Here is an 18,992-nt window from a genome sequence, read left to right on the forward strand (position 1 = left end):
AAAAACTCGCTTCGCTCAGACAGTTTCCCTTCCTTTTTCCTCCCTGCAACAGAAATTCAAGGCGCCATCTAGGGCAGGAAGGTCAAAGGACAACAGCCACACCTTCTGGGCGCCAGCCCAAATGCCAAGGCCAACCTCACGACGGGTTGGCCTTTCTCTTTTGACGTTGAGCCCTTGATGGCGCCTTGAATTTTCGTAAGCGGGCGGAAAAAAGAACGGGAACTGTTTGAGCGCAGCGAGTTTTCCCGTTCTCCGCCCGGTTACGCAAATTCAAGGGGTCTTTCGCCATCTCGGGCGCGCCTTTCTTTTGCTTACTTTTCTTTGGCAAGACAAAGAAAAGTGAGTCGTGCCCGGCAGGGTACGAAACAGGGATAGACCACAAGAACAAAAACAAACCCCAGCGAAAATTCACTGGGGTTCAATTTCACTCAGCAACCCGCCGAGCAATATGCTCCAACGCCTCCTCCACCTGATCAATCAAAATCAGGCAGAGATCCCCCGGCTGCAACCGCCCCAATGCGGTGTCGATAGCCAGAAATTCACCACGGATTTCATCAACACGGCTCGTGCGCGACGCACCCTGCAGCCCTTCACGCAACAGCGCGAGCACTTCACCGTCGGCGCGCCCGCGCTGGCATTGGTCTTCGTACAGGACCACATCATCAAACACGCCGCCCAGAATCTGCGTCTGCCGGCGGATATCCTCGTCGCGGCGATCGCCCGCCCCACTGATCACCACCGAGCGGCGCTTGGCCGGCATGGTGGCGACGGCGTTGCATAGCGCCTGGATGGCGTCGGGATTGTGGCCGTAGTCGGCGATGAGCGTGGCGCCCTTGTAGTCAAATACGTTAAAGCGGCCGGGCGCGGTGGCGGCGTCGTTCACAAAGGTGGCGAGGCCGCGGCGGATCACTGCCCAATCGATGCCAAGCGCCCATGCAGCAGCAATCGACGACATTGCGTTTTCCACCTGGAAGCCGATCGTGCCGTTGCGCGTGAGCGGAATGTCGGCCAGTGCGATGCGCGTTTCGCTGGCGCCTTCGGTAGCCACAATCTCGGCACCATCGACGAACACCACGCGCTTGCCCTGCGCGCGGTGCAGGGCCATGGTCGGCAGGCTGGCGTCGTGCGCGAAGAACGTGACCGATCCGGGGCAGCCGTCGGCCATGCGCGCGACCATCGGGTCGGCGGCGTTGAGCACCGCCATGCCGCGCGGCGCCACGTTCTGCACGATCACGCTCTTGAGCACGGCCAGGTCTTCCACCGTGCTGATGTAGTTCAGGCCCAGATGGTCGCCTTCGCCCACGTTGGTCACCACCGCCACATCGCAGCGGTCGAACGCGAGGCCTTCGCGCAGCAGGCCGCCACGCGCGGTTTCGAAGACGGCGGCGTCGACGTCCGGATGCAGCAGCACGTTACGCGCACTGCGCGGGCCGCTGCAGTCACCGGTGTCGATGCGCTGGCCCTGAATGTACACGCCGTCGGTGCCGGTCATGCCCATGCGCAGGCCGCTGGTGGCGAGCAGATGCGTGATCAGGCGAACCGTCGTCGTCTTGCCATTGGTACCGGACACCGCCACCACGGGAATGCGCCCGTCGTCTCCATCGGCAAACATCGTGGAGATGATCGCCTCGCCCACCGCGCGGCCCTTGCCGTACGACGGCTGCAGGTGCATGCGCAGGCCGGGCGCGGCGTTGACTTCCACAATGCCGCCGGCCTGGTCCTCGAACGGCTTGAGCATCGTCTCGCACACAGCGTCCACGCCGCAGATGTCGAGGCCGACCATCTGCGCTGCCGCCACGGCACGCGCCGCGATGGCGGGGTGCACGTCGTCGGTCACATCGGTGGCGGTGCCGCCCGTGGAGAGGTTCGCGTTGTTGCGCAACACCACGCGCGTGCCCTTGGGCGGCACGGCGTCGGCGCTCAGGCCCTGCTTGGCGAGCGTGGCCAGCGCAATGTCGTCAAAGCGGATCTTCGTGAGCGACGTGGCATGGCCCTCGCCGCGGCGCGGGTCGCGGTTCACTTCATCGACCAGCTCACGCACGGTGTGCTTGCCGTCGCCAATGACTTGCGGCGGGTCGCGGCGTGCAGCCGCCACCAGGTGCTTGCCCACCACGAGCAGACGATAGTCATGGCCGGGGATGTAGCGCTCGACGATCACGTCCGACGAAATGTCGGCGGCCACTTCGTAGGCCGTCATCACTTCTTCGCGCGTGCGGATGCGCACGGCCACGCCCTTGCCCTGGTTGCCGTCGCGCGGCTTGACCACGACTGGGCCGTGGATTTCCTGCGCGGCTTCCCAGGCTTCCTCGGCGCTGCGCACCGACCGGCCCAGCGGTACCGGCACGCCGGCCGCGTGCAGCAGGGTCTTCGTCAGATCCTTGTCCTGCGCGATGGATTCGGCCACGGCGCTGGTCATGTCGGTTTCGGCGGCCTGGATGCGGCGCTGCTTGCTGCCCCAGCCAAACTGCACCATCGAGCCCTGCGTGAGACGACGGTACGGAATCCCGCGCGCCACAGCGGCGTAGACGATGGAACCGGTGCTGGGCCCCAGGCGCACGTCTTCGTCCAGCTCGCGCAAGCGGTGCAGCGCCTCGTCCAAATCGAACGGCTGGTCGTCGCGCGCGGCCAGGCAAAGTTGGCCGGCCAGCTCGAATGCAAGTCGGCCCACTTCCTCTTCGCTGTATTCCACGACGACCTGGTACGTGCCGGGTTCGAGCGTCGGCTCGGTATGGCTGAACGTCACCGGGCAACCGGCGGCAGCCTGCAGGCCCAACGCGGCGGCTTCCAGCGCGTGCGCAATCGATGGCGCATCGGCTTCGTCATCTGGCCGCAAGGGGCCAATCGCCGGAAAGCGCGCGCGCAGGCGGTCTTCGAAGCCCGGCAGTTCGGCCAACAGTTGGGATTGGTCCGAGCAGGCCACGATGGCCTCGATGGCCGTATGGCGGCACCAGAGATTTGGGCCGCGCAAGGCCCGGATACGAGAGACTTCCATGCAATCAGCTTTCCGTTGTGCTTTGGGCGTTCTTTTGGATTCAGGCCCGATCGTCAGTTCTGGGATTCGGCGCGGCCCATCCACTGGTGGACCTGCTCGACGGTGCCCTCGATGGCGCACTCGTCGCATTGCAAGACCAGCAGGTCGCCTGCCGTGAGCTGCGAGAGCGCCGCATCCACGACATCCCGGCGCTTGGCCCCTTCGACAACGACTTCAGCCACGCGACCGCCCGCCTGCAACCCTTGCTTGAGCAGCGCGCGCGCCTGGCGATCAAACTCGGCATCGGTGCGCTTGACGCTGGCGTCTTCGCACAGCAGCACGCGGTCGAACGTCTGGCCGATGACGGTGCCTTGTGCAATCAGGTCTTCGTCGCGGCGCTGCAGGCCGGCGCCAAATACGAGCGTGCGGCGTTGGGCGGGGAAGTTGTCCAGTGCAGCGGCCAAAGCTTCCAGCGCCGAGGCGTTGTGCGCGTCGTCCACCACGATGGTGGCGCCGTTGTGCTGGAACAGCGTGAAGCGGCCCGGCACATCCACCTGGCCCACATCGAAGGTGACGATGCCCGCGCGCATCAGGTCGTTGGAAATGCCCAGCGCCCAGCCGGTGGCCACGGCGGCCAGCACGTTCTCAAGTTGGAACGGCACGCGGCCGGCGTAGGTCAACGGAATGGCCGACACGTCGGCCAGTGTCAGTTCGGTCGCGCCAGTAGCGAGCACCACCTTGCCGTCACGCACGAACACGGCCCGTTTGCCAGCGGCACGATGCGCGGCAATGGCTTCCAGATCGCCCGACAATGCGAAGAAGATCACTTCGCCGTCGCACAGCTCGGCCATTTCAACGAGGCGCGCATCGGCGGCATTGAGCACGCCCACACCGCTTTTCAGCACCACGTCGATCTGCGTGCGCAGGACGCTAACCATGCGGTCTTCGTCTTCGACGTAGAAATCGCCCAGGTGATCGGGCTTGCCGAAGTTGGTCACCACGCCGACCTGGCAGCGGTCATACGGCAATCCTTGCGAGAGGATCATGCCGCTGTCGTTCTCGAACACGGCGGCTTCCACCGCGCGGTTCATCAGGATGCGATGGCAGGCGTCCCACGCGGCGCGGTCGCTGCGGGCGCCGGCTTCCACCTGTCGGCGATCGAGGTAAAGGCCGTCACTGCAGCCCAGCCCTGTGTGCTTGCCCGAGAGCTGCAGCAACTGCGCGACAAGCTTGGCCACGACGGTCTTGCCGTTGGTGCCCGTGATGCCGACGATGGGAATGCGGCCATCATCCTGCGCGCCGTCCTTGTCAGAAAACAGGTGATCCACAATCGCGCGGCCCACCGGGCGCGGTTCGCCCTCGGCGGGCCGGATGTGCATCAACAGACCGGGCCCTGCGTTGACTTCCACAATGGCGCCACGCTGTTCGCCCAGCGGGCGCGAGATGTCGTCGGCCACCAGGTCCACACCGGCAATGTCGAGCCCGACCACCCGCGCGGCCAGCGATGCGTGCGCGGCCACGCTCGGGTGCACGCGGTCGGTCACGTCAAAAGCGACGTTGCCGTTGCGCTGGATCAGCACGCTGCGGCCCGCGGGCGGCACGGCGCTGCCATCAGCATAGCCCTGGCGCTTGAGTTCGAGGCGCGCGGCGGAATCCAGGCGCACGCAGTTCAGCGGATGTTCTTCGGTGCTGCCGCGGCGGGGGTCGGAGTTGATCTGCGATTCGATCAGTTCTTCGATGGTCGACGTGCCATCGCCGACCACCGACGCGGTCTCGCCCATCGCGGCCGCTGCCACGCGGCCGCCCACCACCAGCAGGCGGTGTTCGTTGCCGGAGACGAAGCGCTCGACGATCACGCCGTTGCCTTCCTCGATGGCCACGGCGTAAGCGGTTTCCACCTCTTCGCGCGTCATCAGGTTGGTGAACACACCGCGGCCGTGGTTGCCGTCGTACGGCTTGACGACCACCGGCACGCCGATGTCTTCAGCGGCGTCCCAGGCGTCTTCGGCGCTGTCGACCATGCGGCCTTCCGGCACCGGCACGCCGCACGACTGCAGCAGGCTCTTGGTCAGGTCCTTGTCGCGCGAGATCGATTCGGCAATGGCGCTGGTGCGGTCGGTTTCGGCCGTCCAGATGCGGCGCTGGCGTGCGCCGTAGCCGAGCTGCACAAGGTTGCCGTCCGACAGGCGGATCGACGGGATATTGCGGTCATCGGCGGCATCGACAATGCAGGCGGTGCTGGGGCCGAGGCAATGTTCGTCCACCAGGTCGCGCAGCGTCTCGACGGCGGCATCCACGTCGTACGGGCGGTCTTCGATGGCCGCCATGACCAGATCACGGGCGGCGAACAGGGCAGCGCGGGTCACGTCTTCGTGCCAGGCACGGACGATTACCTTGTAGACGCCGCGCACCGGCGTCTCGCGCGCCTTGCCAAACCCGCCGGGCATGCCGGCCAGGTTCTGCAATTCGAGGGTGACGTGTTCCAGGATGTGGCCGGGCCAGGTGCCTTCCTTCAAGCGCATCAGGAAGCCGCCGCGCACGCCGGGGCTGCAGCGGTGCTCGATCAGCGTTGGGAGCCATGTCGAGAGGCGCTCGTAGAAACCCGGAATCGTGTTGGAAGGAAAATCCTCCAGTTCACCAATGTCGACCCATGCCTCCAGCACTGGCCGATATGTCCACATATTCGGGCCGCGCAGCGACATGACATCGAGAATCTCAATGTCCTTCTTCTTCATTGAATTTGCTTGGAAGCAGGGGGCGATGTACCCGTGAATTGGTCCGTGGAATCGAACCGTTACCTTTCAATAACGTTACAACGGCGTCGGCGTTGACGTCTTGAGCCCGAAGTGCGTTGTGCAGCGCACCAAATGCCGTGCTGGCGTGGCTATGTATACTTGCGAGCAAAATTTGCAGGCCGCAACAATTGCGACGCCACGCTCTTGCCTCGATTTATGTTCGTCCTTTTCCCGTTTTGGGCTGTTTTTTGGCCATTTGGACGCGCTTTTTGAATTCTTTGCGCCACTGATGACCCAGTCCTCCCCATCGTCCGCCCCCACCGTCGCCCGCGCTCAGGAACCCTGGAGTGTCGCGCTGGGCTCAAGCCTCGCTCCAGAAGAAACCGTCCAGGCCGGGCTACAGCTGGATTTGGACGCAAGGCTGCATTTTACCCAAGGGTGGCTGGTTGTTACGAACCGCCGCCTGGTCTGCCAGGCGCCTGGTGAAAAGGTTTTACAAAGCTGGGATATCGCCCCCGGCATGACACTTGCCCACAGCGACCACGCCGGCGTGGGCACGCTCGAGCTGTCCGACGGACAGCGCCGGCTGGCAAGCTGGCGTTACACGCTGGGCCACAACACCGACGCACTGCGCCTGGCCGACGCCTTCGACGCCCAGCGCAACGCCCTGGCCACCGGCGCCCAGGCCGCACAGCCCGACGCGGAGGTCTGCCCCACCTGTAAGGCGCCCCTCCCGCCCGGCGAAGATAACTGCCCGCAATGCAGCCGTGAACTGGAGCAGCCGCCCTCGACTTGGGCGCTGCTGCGCCTGTGGCGCTTTGCCCGGCCGTATCGGTGGGAATTGCTGGCCGGCTTCGCCCTGCTGCTGATCGGCACGGCCGCTACCCTGGTGCCGCCGTACCTGACGATGCCCTTGATGGACAAGGTGCTGATCCCCTATCAGAACGGCCAACCCGTCGATTACCGCCTGGTCACGCTCTACCTGTCGGGCCTGTTTGGCGCCGCGCTGGTGGCGTGGGTGCTGGGCTGGGCGCGCACCTATCTCCTGGCGCGCGTGTCCGAGCGCATCAGCGCCGACTTGCGCACGACCACCTACGAGCACCTGCTCAAGCTGTCGCTCGAGTACTTTGGCGGCAAGCGCACCGGCGACCTCATGGCGCGCATCGGCTCGGAAAGCGACCGCATCAGCGTGTTCCTGTCGTTGCACCTGCTCGACTTCGCCACCGATGTGCTGATGATTGCGATGACGGCCGTCATCCTGGTCTCGATCGATCCGTGGCTGGCGCTCGTCACGCTGGTGCCGCTGCCGTTCATCGCGTGGATGATCCACCTGGTGCGCGACCGCCTGCGCCACGGCTTCGAGAAGATCGACCGGATCTGGTCGGAAATCACCAACGTACTGGCCGATACCATCCCGGGCATCCGCGTGGTCAAGGCCTTTGCCCAGGAAAAGCGCGAAGTGACGCGCTTTGCCGAGGCCAACAAGCACAACCTGGCGATCAACGATCGCGTCAACGCGGTGTGGTCGCTGTTTACCCCGACCGTCACGCTGCTAACCGAAGTCGGGCTACTGGTGGTGTGGATCTTCGGCATCTGGCAGGTGAGCCACGACGCCATTACCGTCGGTGTGCTGGTGGCGTTCCTGACGTATATCAGCCGCTTCTACACACGTCTGGATTCCATGAGCCGCATCGTGTCCGTCACGCAGAAGGCGGCGGCCGGCGCCAAGCGCATCTTCGACATTCTCGACCACGTATCGAGCGTGCCCGAGCCGGCCAAGCCCGTGCACATCGAGAAGGTGAACGGCGCGATCGAGCTGCGCGACCTGGGCTTCCGTTACGGCAACCGCGCGGTGATCCGCGGCCTGAACCTGTCGATCCAGCCGGGCGAGATGATCGGGCTGGTCGGGCACAGCGGCTCGGGCAAGAGCACGCTCGTGAACCTGATCTGCCGCTTCTACGATGTATCGGAAGGCGCGATCCGCCTGGACGGCACCGACATCCGCTCGCTGCCCGTCTCGGAATTCCGCCGCAACATCGGCCTGGTGCTGCAGGAGCCGTTCCTGTTCTTCGGCACGATTGCCGACAACATCGCCTACGGCAAACCCGACGCCACGCGCGAAGAGATCATTGCCGCCGCGCGTGCCGCCCATGCACACGAATTCATCCTGCGCCTGCCGCACGGCTACGATTCGCTGGTGGGCGAACGCGGCCAGGCGCTGTCGGGCGGCGAACGCCAGCGTATTTCGATTGCGCGCGCGCTGCTCATCAACCCGCGCATCCTGATCATGGACGAGGCCACATCGTCCGTGGACACGACCACCGAGAAGGAAATCCAGAAGGCGCTCGACAACCTTGTGCAAGGGCGTACGACCATCGCCATCGCGCACCGTTTGTCGACGCTGCGCAAGGCGGATCGCCTGGTCGTCATGGATCGCGGCCAGATCGTCGAAGTGGGCAACCACGATGAGTTGCTCGCGCGCGAAGGGGCTTACTACAAGCTCTATCAGGCGCAGGCCCGCAATGTCGACGCCGACACCGATCTGACCAGCGATGGCGAGCGCGTGGACGCCGCCGCGCCGGCTTACGCGCAGTGAACCGCTATTTGAAATGACTGCGATGCAAACGCCCGATTTCTCCCTGAGCCGCAACGGCTTTGGCAAGCTTGTGATGACCCTGGCCGACGGCACCGTGCATGAAGGCGTGGTGCCCGTGCGAGCCTTCCCCATCTCCGCCGCCGACGAGGGCTTGAGCCTGATGAGCACCGACGGCCGTGAGCTGGCATGGATCACGCAGCCGGCAGCGTTGCCCGCGCCCATGCGCGCACTGATCGAGGCCGAACTCGGCGCGCGTGAGTTCATGCCCGAAATCCGCAAGATCGTCGGCGTATCGACCTACGCCACGCCGAGCACGTGGACGGTGCAGACCGACCGCGGCCAGACCGACCTCGTGCTGCGCGGCGAAGAAGACATCCGCCGCCTGACCGGCACCACGCTGCTCATCTCCGACAGCCACGGCATCCACTACCTGATCCGCGATCTGCTGACGCTCGACAAGCACAGCCGCAAGATCCTCGACCGGTTCCTTTAAGCTCGTCCAGTCACGTTGCCGTTACCGGGGTGATGGCCGCACGGCTGTCATGACTTGGTCGAGTAGGTTTTCAGCCTGTTTCCAGCTGGCCCGCTGGTTGTAATCGCCCGCCGTGGTGACCATCACCATGTCGAGCCCCGGCACGATCCACAGACGCTGGCCGCCGTTGCCGATGCCACCGATCCACGCCTGTTCGGTGCCGCCGGCCACCACCTTGCCGAGCCACCACTGATAGCCGTACTGCAGGTCCATTCCGGTATCGATGTGCGGGCGTGTTGATTCGGCAATCCACTCCGCAGGCACAATCTGCCGCCCATTCCATTGGCCGTGCTGCAGCACGAGCTGTCCGATGCGCGCCAAATCTCGGGGGCGCAGGCGCACGCCGGCAAACGCCAGCGGGCGGCCACGGTAGTCGTCCACCCATTCCCAGTCGGTGATGCCCAGCGGTTCGAACAGTTGCGTGCGCGCGTACTCCGGCAACGACATGCCCACGCGCTCTGTCAGCAATTGCGCCAGTACCGCCGTGTTGCCGCCGTTGTAATTGAACTGCGTGCCAGCCGGCGCCGCCATCGGGCGGTCGAACACGTAATGCGCCTGAGACGTGTGCCAGAACAGTCCGAACTCGTCGTTGTTCAGAAAGCTTGTCGCACGCCATTCGTTCCAGGCAAGGCCGCTGGACATCGACAGCATCTGCGAAAGCGTAATCGCCTCGCGGCCATCGCGATTCAGATCGGCCAGCCCGGGAAACAGCGACAGCACTGGCGTGTCGAGCGGCGGCATCTTCCCCTGCCCTTGCGCAATGCCCCACAGCAGGCTCGTCACCGATTTGCTGATCGAGCGGATGTCGTGGAGCGTGCTGGCGTCGAACGTGCGCGCGGTGCGGAACAGATCCTTCACGCGCTCATCTTTGCCGGCGTGATAGACCTCCGCCACCAGATGGCCATGGCGCACCACGAGCAGGCTGTGGAAGTTGATATCGGCGTCGGCAAAACCGCGCAGCACGGCGCAGAGTTGGCCGGCATCGAAGCCGGCTGCGGCGGGGTCGGCTTCGGTCTGCCAGCCGTCGTTCAACTGGGCTGGCGCGTCGCAGGGCGCTGCCTGGGCGCCGCCTACCGCGCAAACCAATGCCAAAGCGATGCCGATGCTGCGCAGTCGTAGCGTCATCCCAGCCCCCGTTTGATGTGTCATCAAGTATCGTAACCGGCACTTGAAAGGTCAAACGCTCTGCGATGAATGGTCGATTTGGGCGTCCGAACGGCGCTGGATCGGCCATCCGGGGGAGTGTTCAGCCCGCGTCGGAACCTGGGCCCGCGTTACCATGTCGGACCCTTCTTATTCATCAGTCACATCACAGGCACCTATGGTCACACGTCGAACCCTTCTTGCCTCCGCATCCGTTACCGCCACGCTGGCGGCGCTCGGCATCACGCCCGAAGCGCTGGCCGCCAATCGCGTCAAGCTCGGCGATGCCGCGCCGTTTTCATTCGATGCGCTGATCGAACGCGCCCGCTCGATGGCCGGCAAGCCTTACACGCCGCCCGCCACGGCACCGGCTGACATCCTGTCCAAGATCGATTACGAGGCGCACGGCAAGATCAAGTTCGACACCGCCCACGCGCTCTTTGCCGACGGCCCCGGCCAGTTTCCGGTGACGTTCTTCCACCTGGGGACGTTCTTCCGCGCGCCGGTGCGCATGCACGTGGTGGAAAAAGGCGCCGCACGCGAGATCGTCTACGACGAATCGTATTTCGACATGCCCGCCGACAGCCCGGCGCGCAAGCTGCCGCGCGGCAGCGGCTTTGCCGGCTTCCGCTTCCAGGAAAGCCGCCTGGGCGATCAGAAAAAACTCGACTGGAAAAAGAACGATTGGGTTGCCTTCCTGGGCGCGTCGTACTTCCGCGCCATCGGCGAGCTATACCAGTACGGGCTGTCCGCACGCGGCATTGCGCTCGACGTGGCGCAGGCCGGCAAGCCCGAAGAATTCCCCAACTTCACGCACGTGTGGTTCGACACGCCGGCAGACAACCGCGCCGATTCCGTGACGATCTACACCCTGCTCGACGGCCCGAGCATCACCGGTGCGTACCGCTTCGTAATGCACCGCACGAAGGGCGTGGTGATGGACATCGACACGGCCATCTTCCTGCGCAAGGACGTGGACCGCTTCGGCATCGCGCCGGCCACGTCGATGTACTGGTTCTCGGAAACCGCCAAGGGCACCGCCACCGACTGGCGCCCCGAGGTGCATGACTCGGATGGCCTGGCCCTCTGGACCGGCAACGGCGAACGCATCTGGCGCCCGCTGAACGATCCGCCGCGCACGATGGCGTCTGCCTTTGGGGACAACAACCCGCGCGGCTTCGGCCTGCTGCAGCGCGACCGCGATTTCAACAACTACCAGGACGGCGTGCATTACGAGCGCCGTCCGAGCCTGTGGGTGGAGCCGCTGGAAGGCTGGGGCGAAGGCGCCGTGCAGCTCATCGAGATCCCGACCGACGACGAGATCCACGACAACATCGTCGCCATGTGGGTGCCGAAGGCACCGGCGCGTGCGGGCAGCCAGTACCGTCTGCGCTATCGCCTGCACTGGCTGGCCGACGAGCCGTATCCGACGCAACTGGCGCGCTGCTTGGCCACGCGCATGGGTAACGGCGGCCAACCGGGCCAGCCGCGTCCGCACGGCGTGCGCAAGTTCATGGTCGAGTTCAAGGGCGGTCCGCTCGAGAAATTGCCCTTCGGCACCAAGCCAGAGGCCGTGCTGAGCACCTCGCGCGGCACGTTCTCGTATGTGTTTACCGAAGCCGTGCCGAATGGCGTGCCTGGGCACTGGCGCGCGCAGTTCGATCTGACAGTCGACGGGAAGGAGCCAGTGGATATGCGGCTGTTCCTGCGCGTGGATGGCAAGCCGCTGTCGGAGACGTGGCTGTACCAATACCACCCGTTCCAATCGCCGGTGGGGCCGGTGGCGTCGTAAACGCCATCGCGGCGGTCGACAAATAAGGCGGGGATTCCCGCCTTTTTCATTACTGGTAGGACAGTGTCACCACAGCCAGTGCTGGTTCCGCCCCCGCCGCCCGCGACAAGGTCAGCGTGCCGTTGTTTGCCGTCAGCAGGTTGGCCTTGAAGCCGCCGTATTTGGCCAGGACGTCCGCCTTGCCGCGTGCATCGCCCACACGCAAGGGCTTGAGCGACGATGCCGCGCACGCCTCCACCGATACATCAACCGGTACGACGCGCATCGCCGGCGAATGAAACTCCAGTACCACCTGATCGCCAGCTGCGGACGCACGCGCCTGCACTGCATTTTCCGCGCCGGTTGACCGCTGTACCGACTGCAGGCGAAAACCTGCCTCGACGATGGCGCCCGTAAAGTGAATCACGCCGTCTTGGCTACCGGCCGCAAGCGCGCTACTCGCGCCGAGGGCGGCCGCCATGGCGACCGCCGTTGCCTTGTCAACCTTGAACATGAGGACCCTCGATGTGCGCATCCGCCGCCTTTAGGCAGACCGGCGCAATAGTTTTTTACGATTTTCATCGTCCTCAGGATCAATCTCATTGTGGATTGCGGGCATCCCTGATTGCGGGTCAGACGGCGAAGCCCGCAGATGCCCTCTCACGGCGCCGGCCACACCTCCAGCGCCTGCATCAACTGCTTGCCCAGCGGAATACGCTTGGCCATGTCGCCCTCGCGTGGCATATCGATGTTCAGTGCGAACGCATACACGTGGCCTGCACGCTCCACCCAGCCGACCCACCAGCCGATCTGCGGCTGGTATTCCGTGGCAACGCCCGTCTTGGCGTACAGCGCGGCATCGCCCTGCTGCTCGATCAACAACATGCGGTGGACCATGTCCCACGTGCGCGGCTTCACCGGCAATTGCTTGAGCGCCATGCGGCTGGTGAAGCGCGCTTCTTCAAACGCGGAAATTTCCAGCGGGCCGCGTAGCCAGAATTGATCGATCACGCTGCCGAGCTGGCGGTTGCCGTAGTCGAACGCATCAACGTAGGCCTGCATGCGTTCAAAGCCGACGCGGCGCGCCACCTCCTGGTAGATCGGCACGGCCGACAGGCGAATCGCCTCGGGCAACGCCATGTCGTGCTCCCACTGCTTGTAGGCCTGCGGCTTGCCGCCGTAGGGCAGCACTTCGTGATCGTCGCGCACAGCGCCGGTGTCGAAGGCGATCAGGCTGTTCGGAATCTTGAACGTCGATGCCGGATGGATGCGCCGCGCGGCGCGCGCCGGATCGACGACATACGTGCGGTCGGCGCTGATATCCATCAGCACGAAGGTGCCGGAGACGCCGGCATCGTCGAACACGCGCTTGAGGTCATTGCGCACGACCAGCTCGGCGTGGGCCGTGGCGGTGCTCATAGCAACGGCGCACGCCGTGAGGGCAAACGCGAAGGTCTTCGACCAGCGAGAGAACATGGAAAGCTCCTTGAATTGAGTGATTGGCTGCCGGCAACCCTCGACACGCGGATGAGCCGGCGCTGCGCATCGTAGGGAGCGCGCCGTGCCACCGCCAGCGCACCCACCTCGCCGCACGTCACGCGCGTAACTCCTGTAACAAGGGGCTTGGCGCACAATGGCGCCACGTTTCGCTTCGCCAGATTGTTAGCATGACGCCGCCCCCCCTGCCCGCCCTCCATGTCGAGCTGACCACACCGCAAACCGTCGACGGCCGGCGTGCGCCGTTCCAGAGCCTGTGGCTGCTGGTGCGGCTTGCCTACGCGCACCGTCTGTCGCCGGAACAACCGCTGGTGCGCCTGGCCGACCTGCGCGGCGCCGTATCGGACGCCAGCACGCAGCGCATGATGATCAGCCGCGCCTTTCGCGACTGGCAGAACTGGGGCGTGCAGGCCGGCTGGGGCGAGGCGCGCGATCGCGAGCCGCGCTTTCTCAACGCAGACAAGCGCAGCCAAGGGCCCTTCTGGCTCACCCCCGAAGACGCAGAGCGCGTGGTCTGCGTGGTTGAAGGGCGCATTGCCGATGATGCCGATGTGCGTGCCTTCCTCGGGATTGCCGCGCCGGATGGCAGCACGGACAACACCACCGAAGCCAATGCCAGCGCGCTGTCCGGCCCGGCGCCTGGCACGCCCAACCCCGCGTTCTGGCACGCCTTTCTGACCGCGCGCCACGCCATGCGCGAAGGCCGTCTGCTGCATGCGCTGGGCGCCAGCACCGGCGCGTCCGACACCGAGCGGGGCGGCGCCCTGCTTGCGCTGCGCCACGCCAGTGACGCCGCCGACAACGACTTCCAACGCGCCCTCGTCACCCTGGGCGAGGCAATGGCCGCGCGCCGCCTGGGCGACTCCACACGCGCCAGCGCCCTGCTCTCGCAACTGCGCGCGCACCGCCGGCAGCGCCATGTACTCGGTAACGATTTCCTCGCCGCCATGGAGCGCATCGTCACCGCATGGTGTGCGTATGACCGCCGCGACCTCGACCTCGCCGCCGGCCTGCTCGCCCGTCTGGCCGATGCCGAGCCCGGCCGCAGCCTGCTGCGCTATCACCCACAGATCCGCTTCGAGTGGAACAACCTCAGCGCCCTCATCGAACGCGCGCGCCTGCTCTACGCCGATGCCGATGGCCTTGCATTGGACGTACGCGCCCAGGCCGCACAGCGCATCGTCGCGCAATTCGAAACCGCGCTGGCTGCCGCACTGGAAAGCCAGGCGTCCGACGCGGTGCAGCAAGTTGCCGCCAACCTCGGCATGACGTGCTGGCTGCTGCGCGATGAGCTTGGCAACTCAGCGCATGCCGACGGCACGGTCGATGCCGTCCGCTGGCTGGCCATGAGCGAATGGCAAGCGCTGCGCAACGGTGGGCCGCTGCAATCGGCGTGGAACGCCATCGCGCTGATGCGCATTGCACGGGCCGACACAAGTCGCGCAGCGCTCACGTTGGCCGACCTCCGCACGCAGGCGGGGCCGTTTGCAGAAGCATTTGACTCGCGCTACTGGCCGCAGCGCTGGACCGATGTGGCCGCACTGCGCCTGCGCGAACACGACAGCGGCCGTCATCGCTACGGCCATGTGCAGGTGAGCGGCCTGCTGCTGGAGCTGGCGTGGTTTTCACACGCAGACGGCGATCACGTCATCGCCCGCACAACGATGGAGCGCCTCTCGCAAGCCATGCAGGACTTGGCGCCGCACGATCGGGCGTACTTCGTCCAGGCGCTGAAGCAGCTGACGCAGATGGCGGAAGCGGCGCCTTAGGCTGCACGTTAAACGGATCGGCAAAGTAGGCGCAGCTGCGATGCACTGACACACGCAATGTCACGTAACCGAACCGACGCGATAGGCCAGCCAGGCTTCTTCTCTTGCGCGACAACAATCAGGCCACCAGCGGCATCAGCAACATCCGCGCAGCCAGCTCCTGTCGGAAGCCTTCCAAGGCCCGCATGGCGGAATCGGCACCGCGTGCCGTGTTCTGCAAGCGGATGCCTTCGACCTGACGGATGCCCACCGTGGCAAACACATACCGCAGATACGGCATCAGGAAATCGGTCTGCGCGTGGGCGCCATCGAAGTTGCCGCCGGAAGCAGACACCACCAGCACCGAGCGATCGGTCAGCATGCCCACCTTGCCCGTGGGCGTGCGGCGGAACGTGCGCTCGGGCCGCACTACCAGATCGATCCACGCCTTCAACGCCGAAGGCACCGTGTAGTTGTGCACCGGCGTGGAGATCAGCACGGCATCCGCCGCTTCCAGCTCGCCGATCAACGTTTCCGACAACGCCAGCGCGGCGCGGTGCGCTGCAGTGCGGTCGGCATCGGGCATGAGGCTGGCCTCGACAAAGCCGGCATCGGGATGCGGCAGCGGTGTCGCCGCCAGGTCGCGCTCGATGATGCGCAGGCTACCGACGGCTTCAGCCAATTGTGCAATCACCAATTGCGCGCCACGCCGGCTGTGCGAGCGATCGTCGCGCGGGCTCACGGTCACGTGCAGCAACGTTGTCATCGTGCAGCTCCGGGTTGCATGTTTATGCCAAAGCGCAAAGCACCTGCGAGCAGCCCATTGCGATAGTAGAAGCGATGGCCGAGCACGTTGGACAGCGGCGTGTCGAGCACGAGCCGTGCACAGCCCAGGCGCTCGGCTTCGGCCTTGAGGTGGTCCATCAGCACGTTGCCGAGGCCGCTGCTGCGCAGGTTGGCATCGGTCACCAGATCGTCGACATACATGAACGGACCGTAGACGAGGTTCTCCTGCTGCCGATACCCCGCCAGCGCAACCGGCACGCCATCGCGCCAGACGGCGATGAGGCGATAGCCGTCTTCCACCTGCCGGCGCCAGCGCGCGGCCAGCTCGTCGGCGTCGGCAAGATGCGGCCGCAGTTGATGCATGACGGGAAAGCACGCACGCAACGCGGCTTCGTCTTCGATGGGGCGGATGGTGTCCATGGTCATGCTTCCTCTGCGGCCACGGCGGCCGGCACGTGCGGCGCAAAGCGCATCGCGACGGCAATACGGTTCCACGCCTGGATGTTGGCGACGGCGGCCGTGAGGAACGCGACTTCCGTCCTGGAGAAATGCTGGAGCACGGCGTCGTATTCGTGATCTTCCACGCCGTGGTCGGCGGCGCGGGCCAGGGTGGTCAGCGCTTCCGTCCAGGCCAGCGCGGCACGCTCGCGCGGCGTGAAAACCGCCGGCGTGTCGCGCCAGACCGCCACCAGATCGAGCTTGGCCGGCGCCACGCGCAGCTTGCGCGCCAGGTTCAGGTGGAACTGCACGCAGAACGCGCATCCGTTGATTTGCGACGCACGCAGCTTGACGAGCTCGGTCAGCGGCTTTTCCAGCCCTGAGGCATCGACTGCCTTGCCAAGCGCCTGCAACGCCGGGGCCACGCCGACGGCGGTGTCGACAAATTCCGAGTAATCCATGCGAGGGGAGAGATCTTCCATGTCTGGCTCCTGTTAAAGGCCCGGGTTGGAGGAATGGTAATATCAGTGCTCGAACATCATATTCGAACTCTGACATCATGAGCAAGCGCACCCCTACCGCCGGCAAGGAAAGCGACCCGCCCCGCACCTCGCCCTCCATCCCCGAGCCCGGACAGGGCAAGCGCGGCGAAGAAGGCTATCTTGGCTATCTGCTGCGCCAGGCCAGCGCCGCGCACCGGCTCCGCATGGAGCGGGCCATGGCCGACGTGGGTGTCACGCTGCCGCAATTCCTGGTGCTCACGATGCTCCGGGCCTACCCGGGCATCTCGAATGCCGACCTCGCCCGGTTGACCATGCTCACACCCCAGACGGTGAGCGTGATCGTCACCAACCTGGAGCGCAGCGGCGCCATCACCCGCCGGCCCCACGCCGTGCACGGCCGAATCCAGCACATCGATGTCACAACGGAGGGCTCTGCCCTGCTTGCAGCGTGCCGAGAACGCTCCGGCGGCATCGAGCAGGACTTGCTGGAAGGGTTCTCGGCCAAGGAAGAAGAGATCGTGCGGCGTTGGCTTGTACACGTCGCAACACTCGGCAGCGACAAACCCGCCCCCTGATTCGCACGTCATTTTTCTCCGCTGTCCTTGACTTCTGGACGGCTGCCACTATCATCCGATGTATCTTACGATATATCTGATGATGTTCTTCAGGAGAATGACAATGCGCGGTTGGTTCGGACATCACCACAAAATGTGGATTGCAAAACACTTCATGATGGGCCGCCACGGTCACGGCGGACACGGCTTCGGGCGTGGCATGGGCGGTTTTGGCGGCCCCGGCGGCTACGGTGAAGGCGATGACGACGGTGGTAGCCCGTGGCGCGGCCGCCGGCTCAGTTCGGCCGACTTGCAGCTCGTGTTGCTGGCGCTGCTCAAGGGCACGCCCCGCCACGGCTATGAATTGATCAAGGCAGTGGAAGAGCATTCGCTCGGCTTCTACACGCCAAGCCCGGGCATGGTGTATCCGGCGCTGTCGTACCTGGAAGACCACGGCTTTGCTTCCGTTACCGCCGAGGGCAACAAGAAGCGCTACGGCATCACGCCCGAAGGCGAAACGTGGCTGGCCGAGCGCCAGCACAGTGCCGATGCCATCCTCGCGCAACTGCGCGCCATGGGCGAGCGTGTGAAGCGCATGAACGAGGCCATGGCCTTCGACCGCGAAACCGACAACGCCGCCGAGTGGACGGACACGGGGCATGACCCGCTGCGCACCGCGCGCTGGCGTCTGAAGTTCGCGCTCATGGAAAAACGCTTCGCCTCGCGCGAAGAACAGCAACGCGTGGCAGACATCCTGCTACGCGCCCTCAAGGAAATCACCGGCGAGCGGTAAGCGGCAAGCAGCAGCATCTGTTCAGCCGCCCCGGGGGATGTTTCGTCGCCCGGGCACCGCGTCGGTCCAGTCGGTTCATTTCGCAGCCATCTATGTTTGCTTTCAATCGCACACAAGGTCTCATGTCGCAGCTGCTCAGTTCTGTCAAACCCGCCACACGCCGCATGCGTGTGCGCGCTATCCATACCCTGTCGCCGCGCATGCGCCGCGTGGTGTTTACCGGCGTAGCCGCTACGGATCTCGCCGATCTGGCCAGCGCTGCGCCCGGCGCGGCCATCAAGCTGATGTTTCCGCACGATGCCGCAGGCAGCGGTCGCACGCTTGGGCGCGCTTACACCATCCGCCGCTATCACCCTGCCCGCGGCGAACTGGAAATCGATTTTGTCGTGCACGACGAAACGCCCGCCACGCAGCATGGCCCGGCGGCACGCTGGCTCGAACACGCCGCCCCGGGCGATGAAGTGGAATTTGCGGGCCCTAAGCGCGGCTTCCGCGCCGACCCCGCTGCACCGTGGACCCTGCTCATCGGCGATGAAACGGCGTTGCCCGCGATCTTCGCAATTCTGGAAACATTGCCCGAGCACGCGCAGGTGCTGACCTATATCGCCATCGGGGACGCTCGCGCCAGACTGCCCCTGGAAGGCGCCTTGGCAAGCCACCCGCGCAGCCGCAACATCCATTGGGTAGAGAGCGATACGGCGCACGCCGGCGCAATGATGGTCGGCGCACTCAGCGCCCAGTCCATGCCGACCGGCACGCCGCAGGTGTTCCTGGCCGGCGAGGCGTCCTTGCTCAAACAGGTCCGCACGCTGCTCGAAGGCGCCTGGGCCGTGCCGCGCGACGCCATCGACGCCAAGGGCTACTGGACGGCAGGGCTCTCGCGCGAAGAACGCAAGGCGGCCGAGGCGCGTTGATCTTCGAGTCG

Annotated in this window: 15 protein-coding genes; 7 read left to right on the forward strand and 8 right to left on the reverse strand. The window is 65.2% G+C overall.

Features of this window, described 5'->3' with window-relative positions; translation table 11 throughout:
* Positions 1-424: 424 nt before the first annotated feature.
* Complete coding sequence (cphA, locus tag ACTJK4_RS18525) at positions 425-2,992, reverse strand: cyanophycin synthetase (protein WP_322017860.1); 2,568 nt, start codon at positions 2,990-2,992, stop codon at positions 425-427.
* Positions 2,993-3,045: 53 nt separating this feature from the next.
* The gene (gene cphA, locus ACTJK4_RS18530) at positions 3,046-5,706 is read right to left on the reverse strand and encodes a cyanophycin synthetase (RefSeq protein WP_440077473.1); all 2,661 of its coding nucleotides are present in this window, start codon (positions 5,704-5,706) and stop codon (positions 3,046-3,048) included.
* A 289-nt stretch (positions 5,707-5,995) separates the two neighbouring features.
* Here cphA (ACTJK4_RS18530) and ACTJK4_RS18535 point away from each other — a divergent pair, with 289 nt between their 5' ends.
* Positions 5,996-8,302, forward strand: coding sequence for a cyanophycin metabolism-associated ABC transporter (locus tag ACTJK4_RS18535; RefSeq protein WP_440077474.1), 2,307 nt, complete (start codon positions 5,996-5,998; stop codon positions 8,300-8,302).
* A gap of 22 nt (positions 8,303-8,324) precedes the next feature.
* Positions 8,325-8,795 carry a cyanophycin metabolism-associated DUF1854 family protein gene (locus tag ACTJK4_RS18540; protein WP_440078072.1) on the forward strand — a complete coding sequence of 157 codons (471 nt, stop codon included), beginning with the start codon at positions 8,325-8,327 and terminating at the stop codon, positions 8,793-8,795.
* A gap of 21 nt (positions 8,796-8,816) precedes the next feature.
* Here the strand turns inward: ACTJK4_RS18540 and ACTJK4_RS18545 are convergent, their stop codons facing one another.
* Positions 8,817-9,959 carry a serine hydrolase domain-containing protein gene (locus ACTJK4_RS18545; protein ID WP_440818625.1) on the reverse strand — a complete coding sequence of 381 codons (1,143 nt, stop codon included), beginning with the start codon at positions 9,957-9,959 and terminating at the stop codon, positions 8,817-8,819.
* Between the two features lie 196 nt (positions 9,960-10,155).
* On the opposite strand from ACTJK4_RS18545, the gene ACTJK4_RS18550 reads away from it, so the two are divergent.
* Complete coding sequence (locus ACTJK4_RS18550) at positions 10,156-11,769, forward strand: glucan biosynthesis protein (protein ID WP_440818626.1); 1,614 nt, start codon at positions 10,156-10,158, stop codon at positions 11,767-11,769.
* 49 nt (positions 11,770-11,818) lie between these two features.
* On the opposite strand, the gene ACTJK4_RS18555 is transcribed toward ACTJK4_RS18550, so the two are convergent.
* Both ACTJK4_RS18555 and blaOXA read right to left on the reverse strand, forming a co-directional pair.
* On the reverse strand, positions 11,819-12,262 hold the full coding sequence (locus tag ACTJK4_RS18555; RefSeq protein ID WP_440818627.1) for a hypothetical protein: 444 nt from the start codon (positions 12,260-12,262) through the stop codon (positions 11,819-11,821).
* 146 nt (positions 12,263-12,408) lie between these two features.
* Positions 12,409-13,224, reverse strand: a complete 816-nt coding sequence (blaOXA, locus tag ACTJK4_RS18560) for an OXA-60 family carbapenem-hydrolyzing class D beta-lactamase (RefSeq protein ID WP_260801315.1) — start codon at positions 13,222-13,224, stop codon at positions 12,409-12,411.
* 191 nt (positions 13,225-13,415) lie between these two features.
* Between blaOXA and ACTJK4_RS18565 the strand changes: the two genes are divergently transcribed.
* Entirely contained in the window at positions 13,416-15,014 is a 1,599-nt protein-coding gene (locus ACTJK4_RS18565; protein WP_440818628.1) for a hypothetical protein, read from the forward strand.
* Between the two features lie 118 nt (positions 15,015-15,132).
* Here the strand turns inward: ACTJK4_RS18565 and ACTJK4_RS18570 are convergent, their stop codons facing one another.
* Genes ACTJK4_RS18570 through ACTJK4_RS18580 form a run of 3 tightly spaced genes read right to left on the reverse strand, consistent with a single transcriptional unit; the run spans position 15,133 to position 16,699 of the window.
* Positions 15,133-15,759 carry an FMN-dependent NADH-azoreductase gene (locus ACTJK4_RS18570; protein WP_433867739.1) on the reverse strand — a complete coding sequence of 209 codons (627 nt, stop codon included), beginning with the start codon at positions 15,757-15,759 and terminating at the stop codon, positions 15,133-15,135.
* Positions 15,756-16,205, reverse strand: coding sequence for a GNAT family N-acetyltransferase (locus tag ACTJK4_RS18575; RefSeq protein WP_232040046.1), 450 nt, complete (start codon positions 16,203-16,205; stop codon positions 15,756-15,758). The genes ACTJK4_RS18570 and ACTJK4_RS18575 overlap by 4 nt, the downstream gene beginning before the upstream one ends.
* Complete coding sequence (locus ACTJK4_RS18580) at positions 16,202-16,699, reverse strand: carboxymuconolactone decarboxylase family protein (protein WP_316881475.1); 498 nt, start codon at positions 16,697-16,699, stop codon at positions 16,202-16,204. The genes ACTJK4_RS18575 and ACTJK4_RS18580 overlap by 4 nt, the downstream gene beginning before the upstream one ends.
* Positions 16,700-16,776: 77 nt before the next feature.
* Here ACTJK4_RS18580 and ACTJK4_RS18585 point away from each other — a divergent pair, with 77 nt between their 5' ends.
* The 3 genes from ACTJK4_RS18585 (at position 16,777) to ACTJK4_RS18595 (ending at position 18,981) form a co-directional block, all read left to right on the forward strand.
* Positions 16,777-17,295 carry a MarR family winged helix-turn-helix transcriptional regulator gene (locus tag ACTJK4_RS18585; RefSeq protein WP_440077481.1) on the forward strand — a complete coding sequence of 173 codons (519 nt, stop codon included), beginning with the start codon at positions 16,777-16,779 and terminating at the stop codon, positions 17,293-17,295.
* 103 nt (positions 17,296-17,398) lie between these two features.
* Positions 17,399-18,067: a PadR family transcriptional regulator gene (locus ACTJK4_RS18590; RefSeq protein ID WP_316869517.1), complete on the forward strand. Its 669-nt coding sequence runs from the start codon at positions 17,399-17,401 to the stop codon at positions 18,065-18,067.
* A gap of 92 nt (positions 18,068-18,159) precedes the next feature.
* Entirely contained in the window at positions 18,160-18,981 is an 822-nt protein-coding gene (locus ACTJK4_RS18595) for a siderophore-interacting protein (protein WP_440476498.1), read from the forward strand.
* The last annotated feature ends 11 nt before the right edge of the window (positions 18,982-18,992 follow it).

This window comes from Ralstonia sp. 22111 (assembly GCF_052045895.1).
In the GTDB taxonomy this organism is placed as follows: Bacteria; Pseudomonadota; Gammaproteobacteria; order Burkholderiales; family Burkholderiaceae; genus Ralstonia; species Ralstonia wenshanensis.

Coding starts and splice junctions, on each gene's coding strand:
- cphA (WP_322017860.1), bottom strand. CDS start 2,992: ATGGAAGTCTCTCGTATCCGGGCCTTGCGCGGCCCAAATCTCTGGTGC.
- cphA (WP_440077473.1), bottom strand. CDS start 5,706: ATGAAGAAGAAGGACATTGAGATTCTCGATGTCATGTCGCTGCGCGGC.
- ACTJK4_RS18535 (WP_440077474.1), top strand. CDS start 5,996: ATGACCCAGTCCTCCCCATCGTCCGCCCCCACCGTCGCCCGCGCTCAG.
- ACTJK4_RS18540 (WP_440078072.1), top strand. CDS start 8,325: ATGCAAACGCCCGATTTCTCCCTGAGCCGCAACGGCTTTGGCAAGCTT.
- ACTJK4_RS18545 (WP_440818625.1), bottom strand. CDS start 9,959: ATGACGCTACGACTGCGCAGCATCGGCATCGCTTTGGCATTGGTTTGC.
- ACTJK4_RS18550 (WP_440818626.1), top strand. CDS start 10,156: ATGGTCACACGTCGAACCCTTCTTGCCTCCGCATCCGTTACCGCCACG.
- ACTJK4_RS18555 (WP_440818627.1), bottom strand. CDS start 12,262: ATGTTCAAGGTTGACAAGGCAACGGCGGTCGCCATGGCGGCCGCCCTC.
- blaOXA (WP_260801315.1), bottom strand. CDS start 13,224: ATGTTCTCTCGCTGGTCGAAGACCTTCGCGTTTGCCCTCACGGCGTGC.
- ACTJK4_RS18565 (WP_440818628.1), top strand. CDS start 13,416: ATGACGCCGCCCCCCCTGCCCGCCCTCCATGTCGAGCTGACCACACCG.
- ACTJK4_RS18570 (WP_433867739.1), bottom strand. CDS start 15,759: ATGACAACGTTGCTGCACGTGACCGTGAGCCCGCGCGACGATCGCTCG.
- ACTJK4_RS18575 (WP_232040046.1), bottom strand. CDS start 16,205: ATGACCATGGACACCATCCGCCCCATCGAAGACGAAGCCGCGTTGCGT.
- ACTJK4_RS18580 (WP_316881475.1), bottom strand. CDS start 16,699: ATGGAAGATCTCTCCCCTCGCATGGATTACTCGGAATTTGTCGACACC.
- ACTJK4_RS18585 (WP_440077481.1), top strand. CDS start 16,777: ATGAGCAAGCGCACCCCTACCGCCGGCAAGGAAAGCGACCCGCCCCGC.
- ACTJK4_RS18590 (WP_316869517.1), top strand. CDS start 17,399: ATGCGCGGTTGGTTCGGACATCACCACAAAATGTGGATTGCAAAACAC.
- ACTJK4_RS18595 (WP_440476498.1), top strand. CDS start 18,160: ATGTTTGCTTTCAATCGCACACAAGGTCTCATGTCGCAGCTGCTCAGT.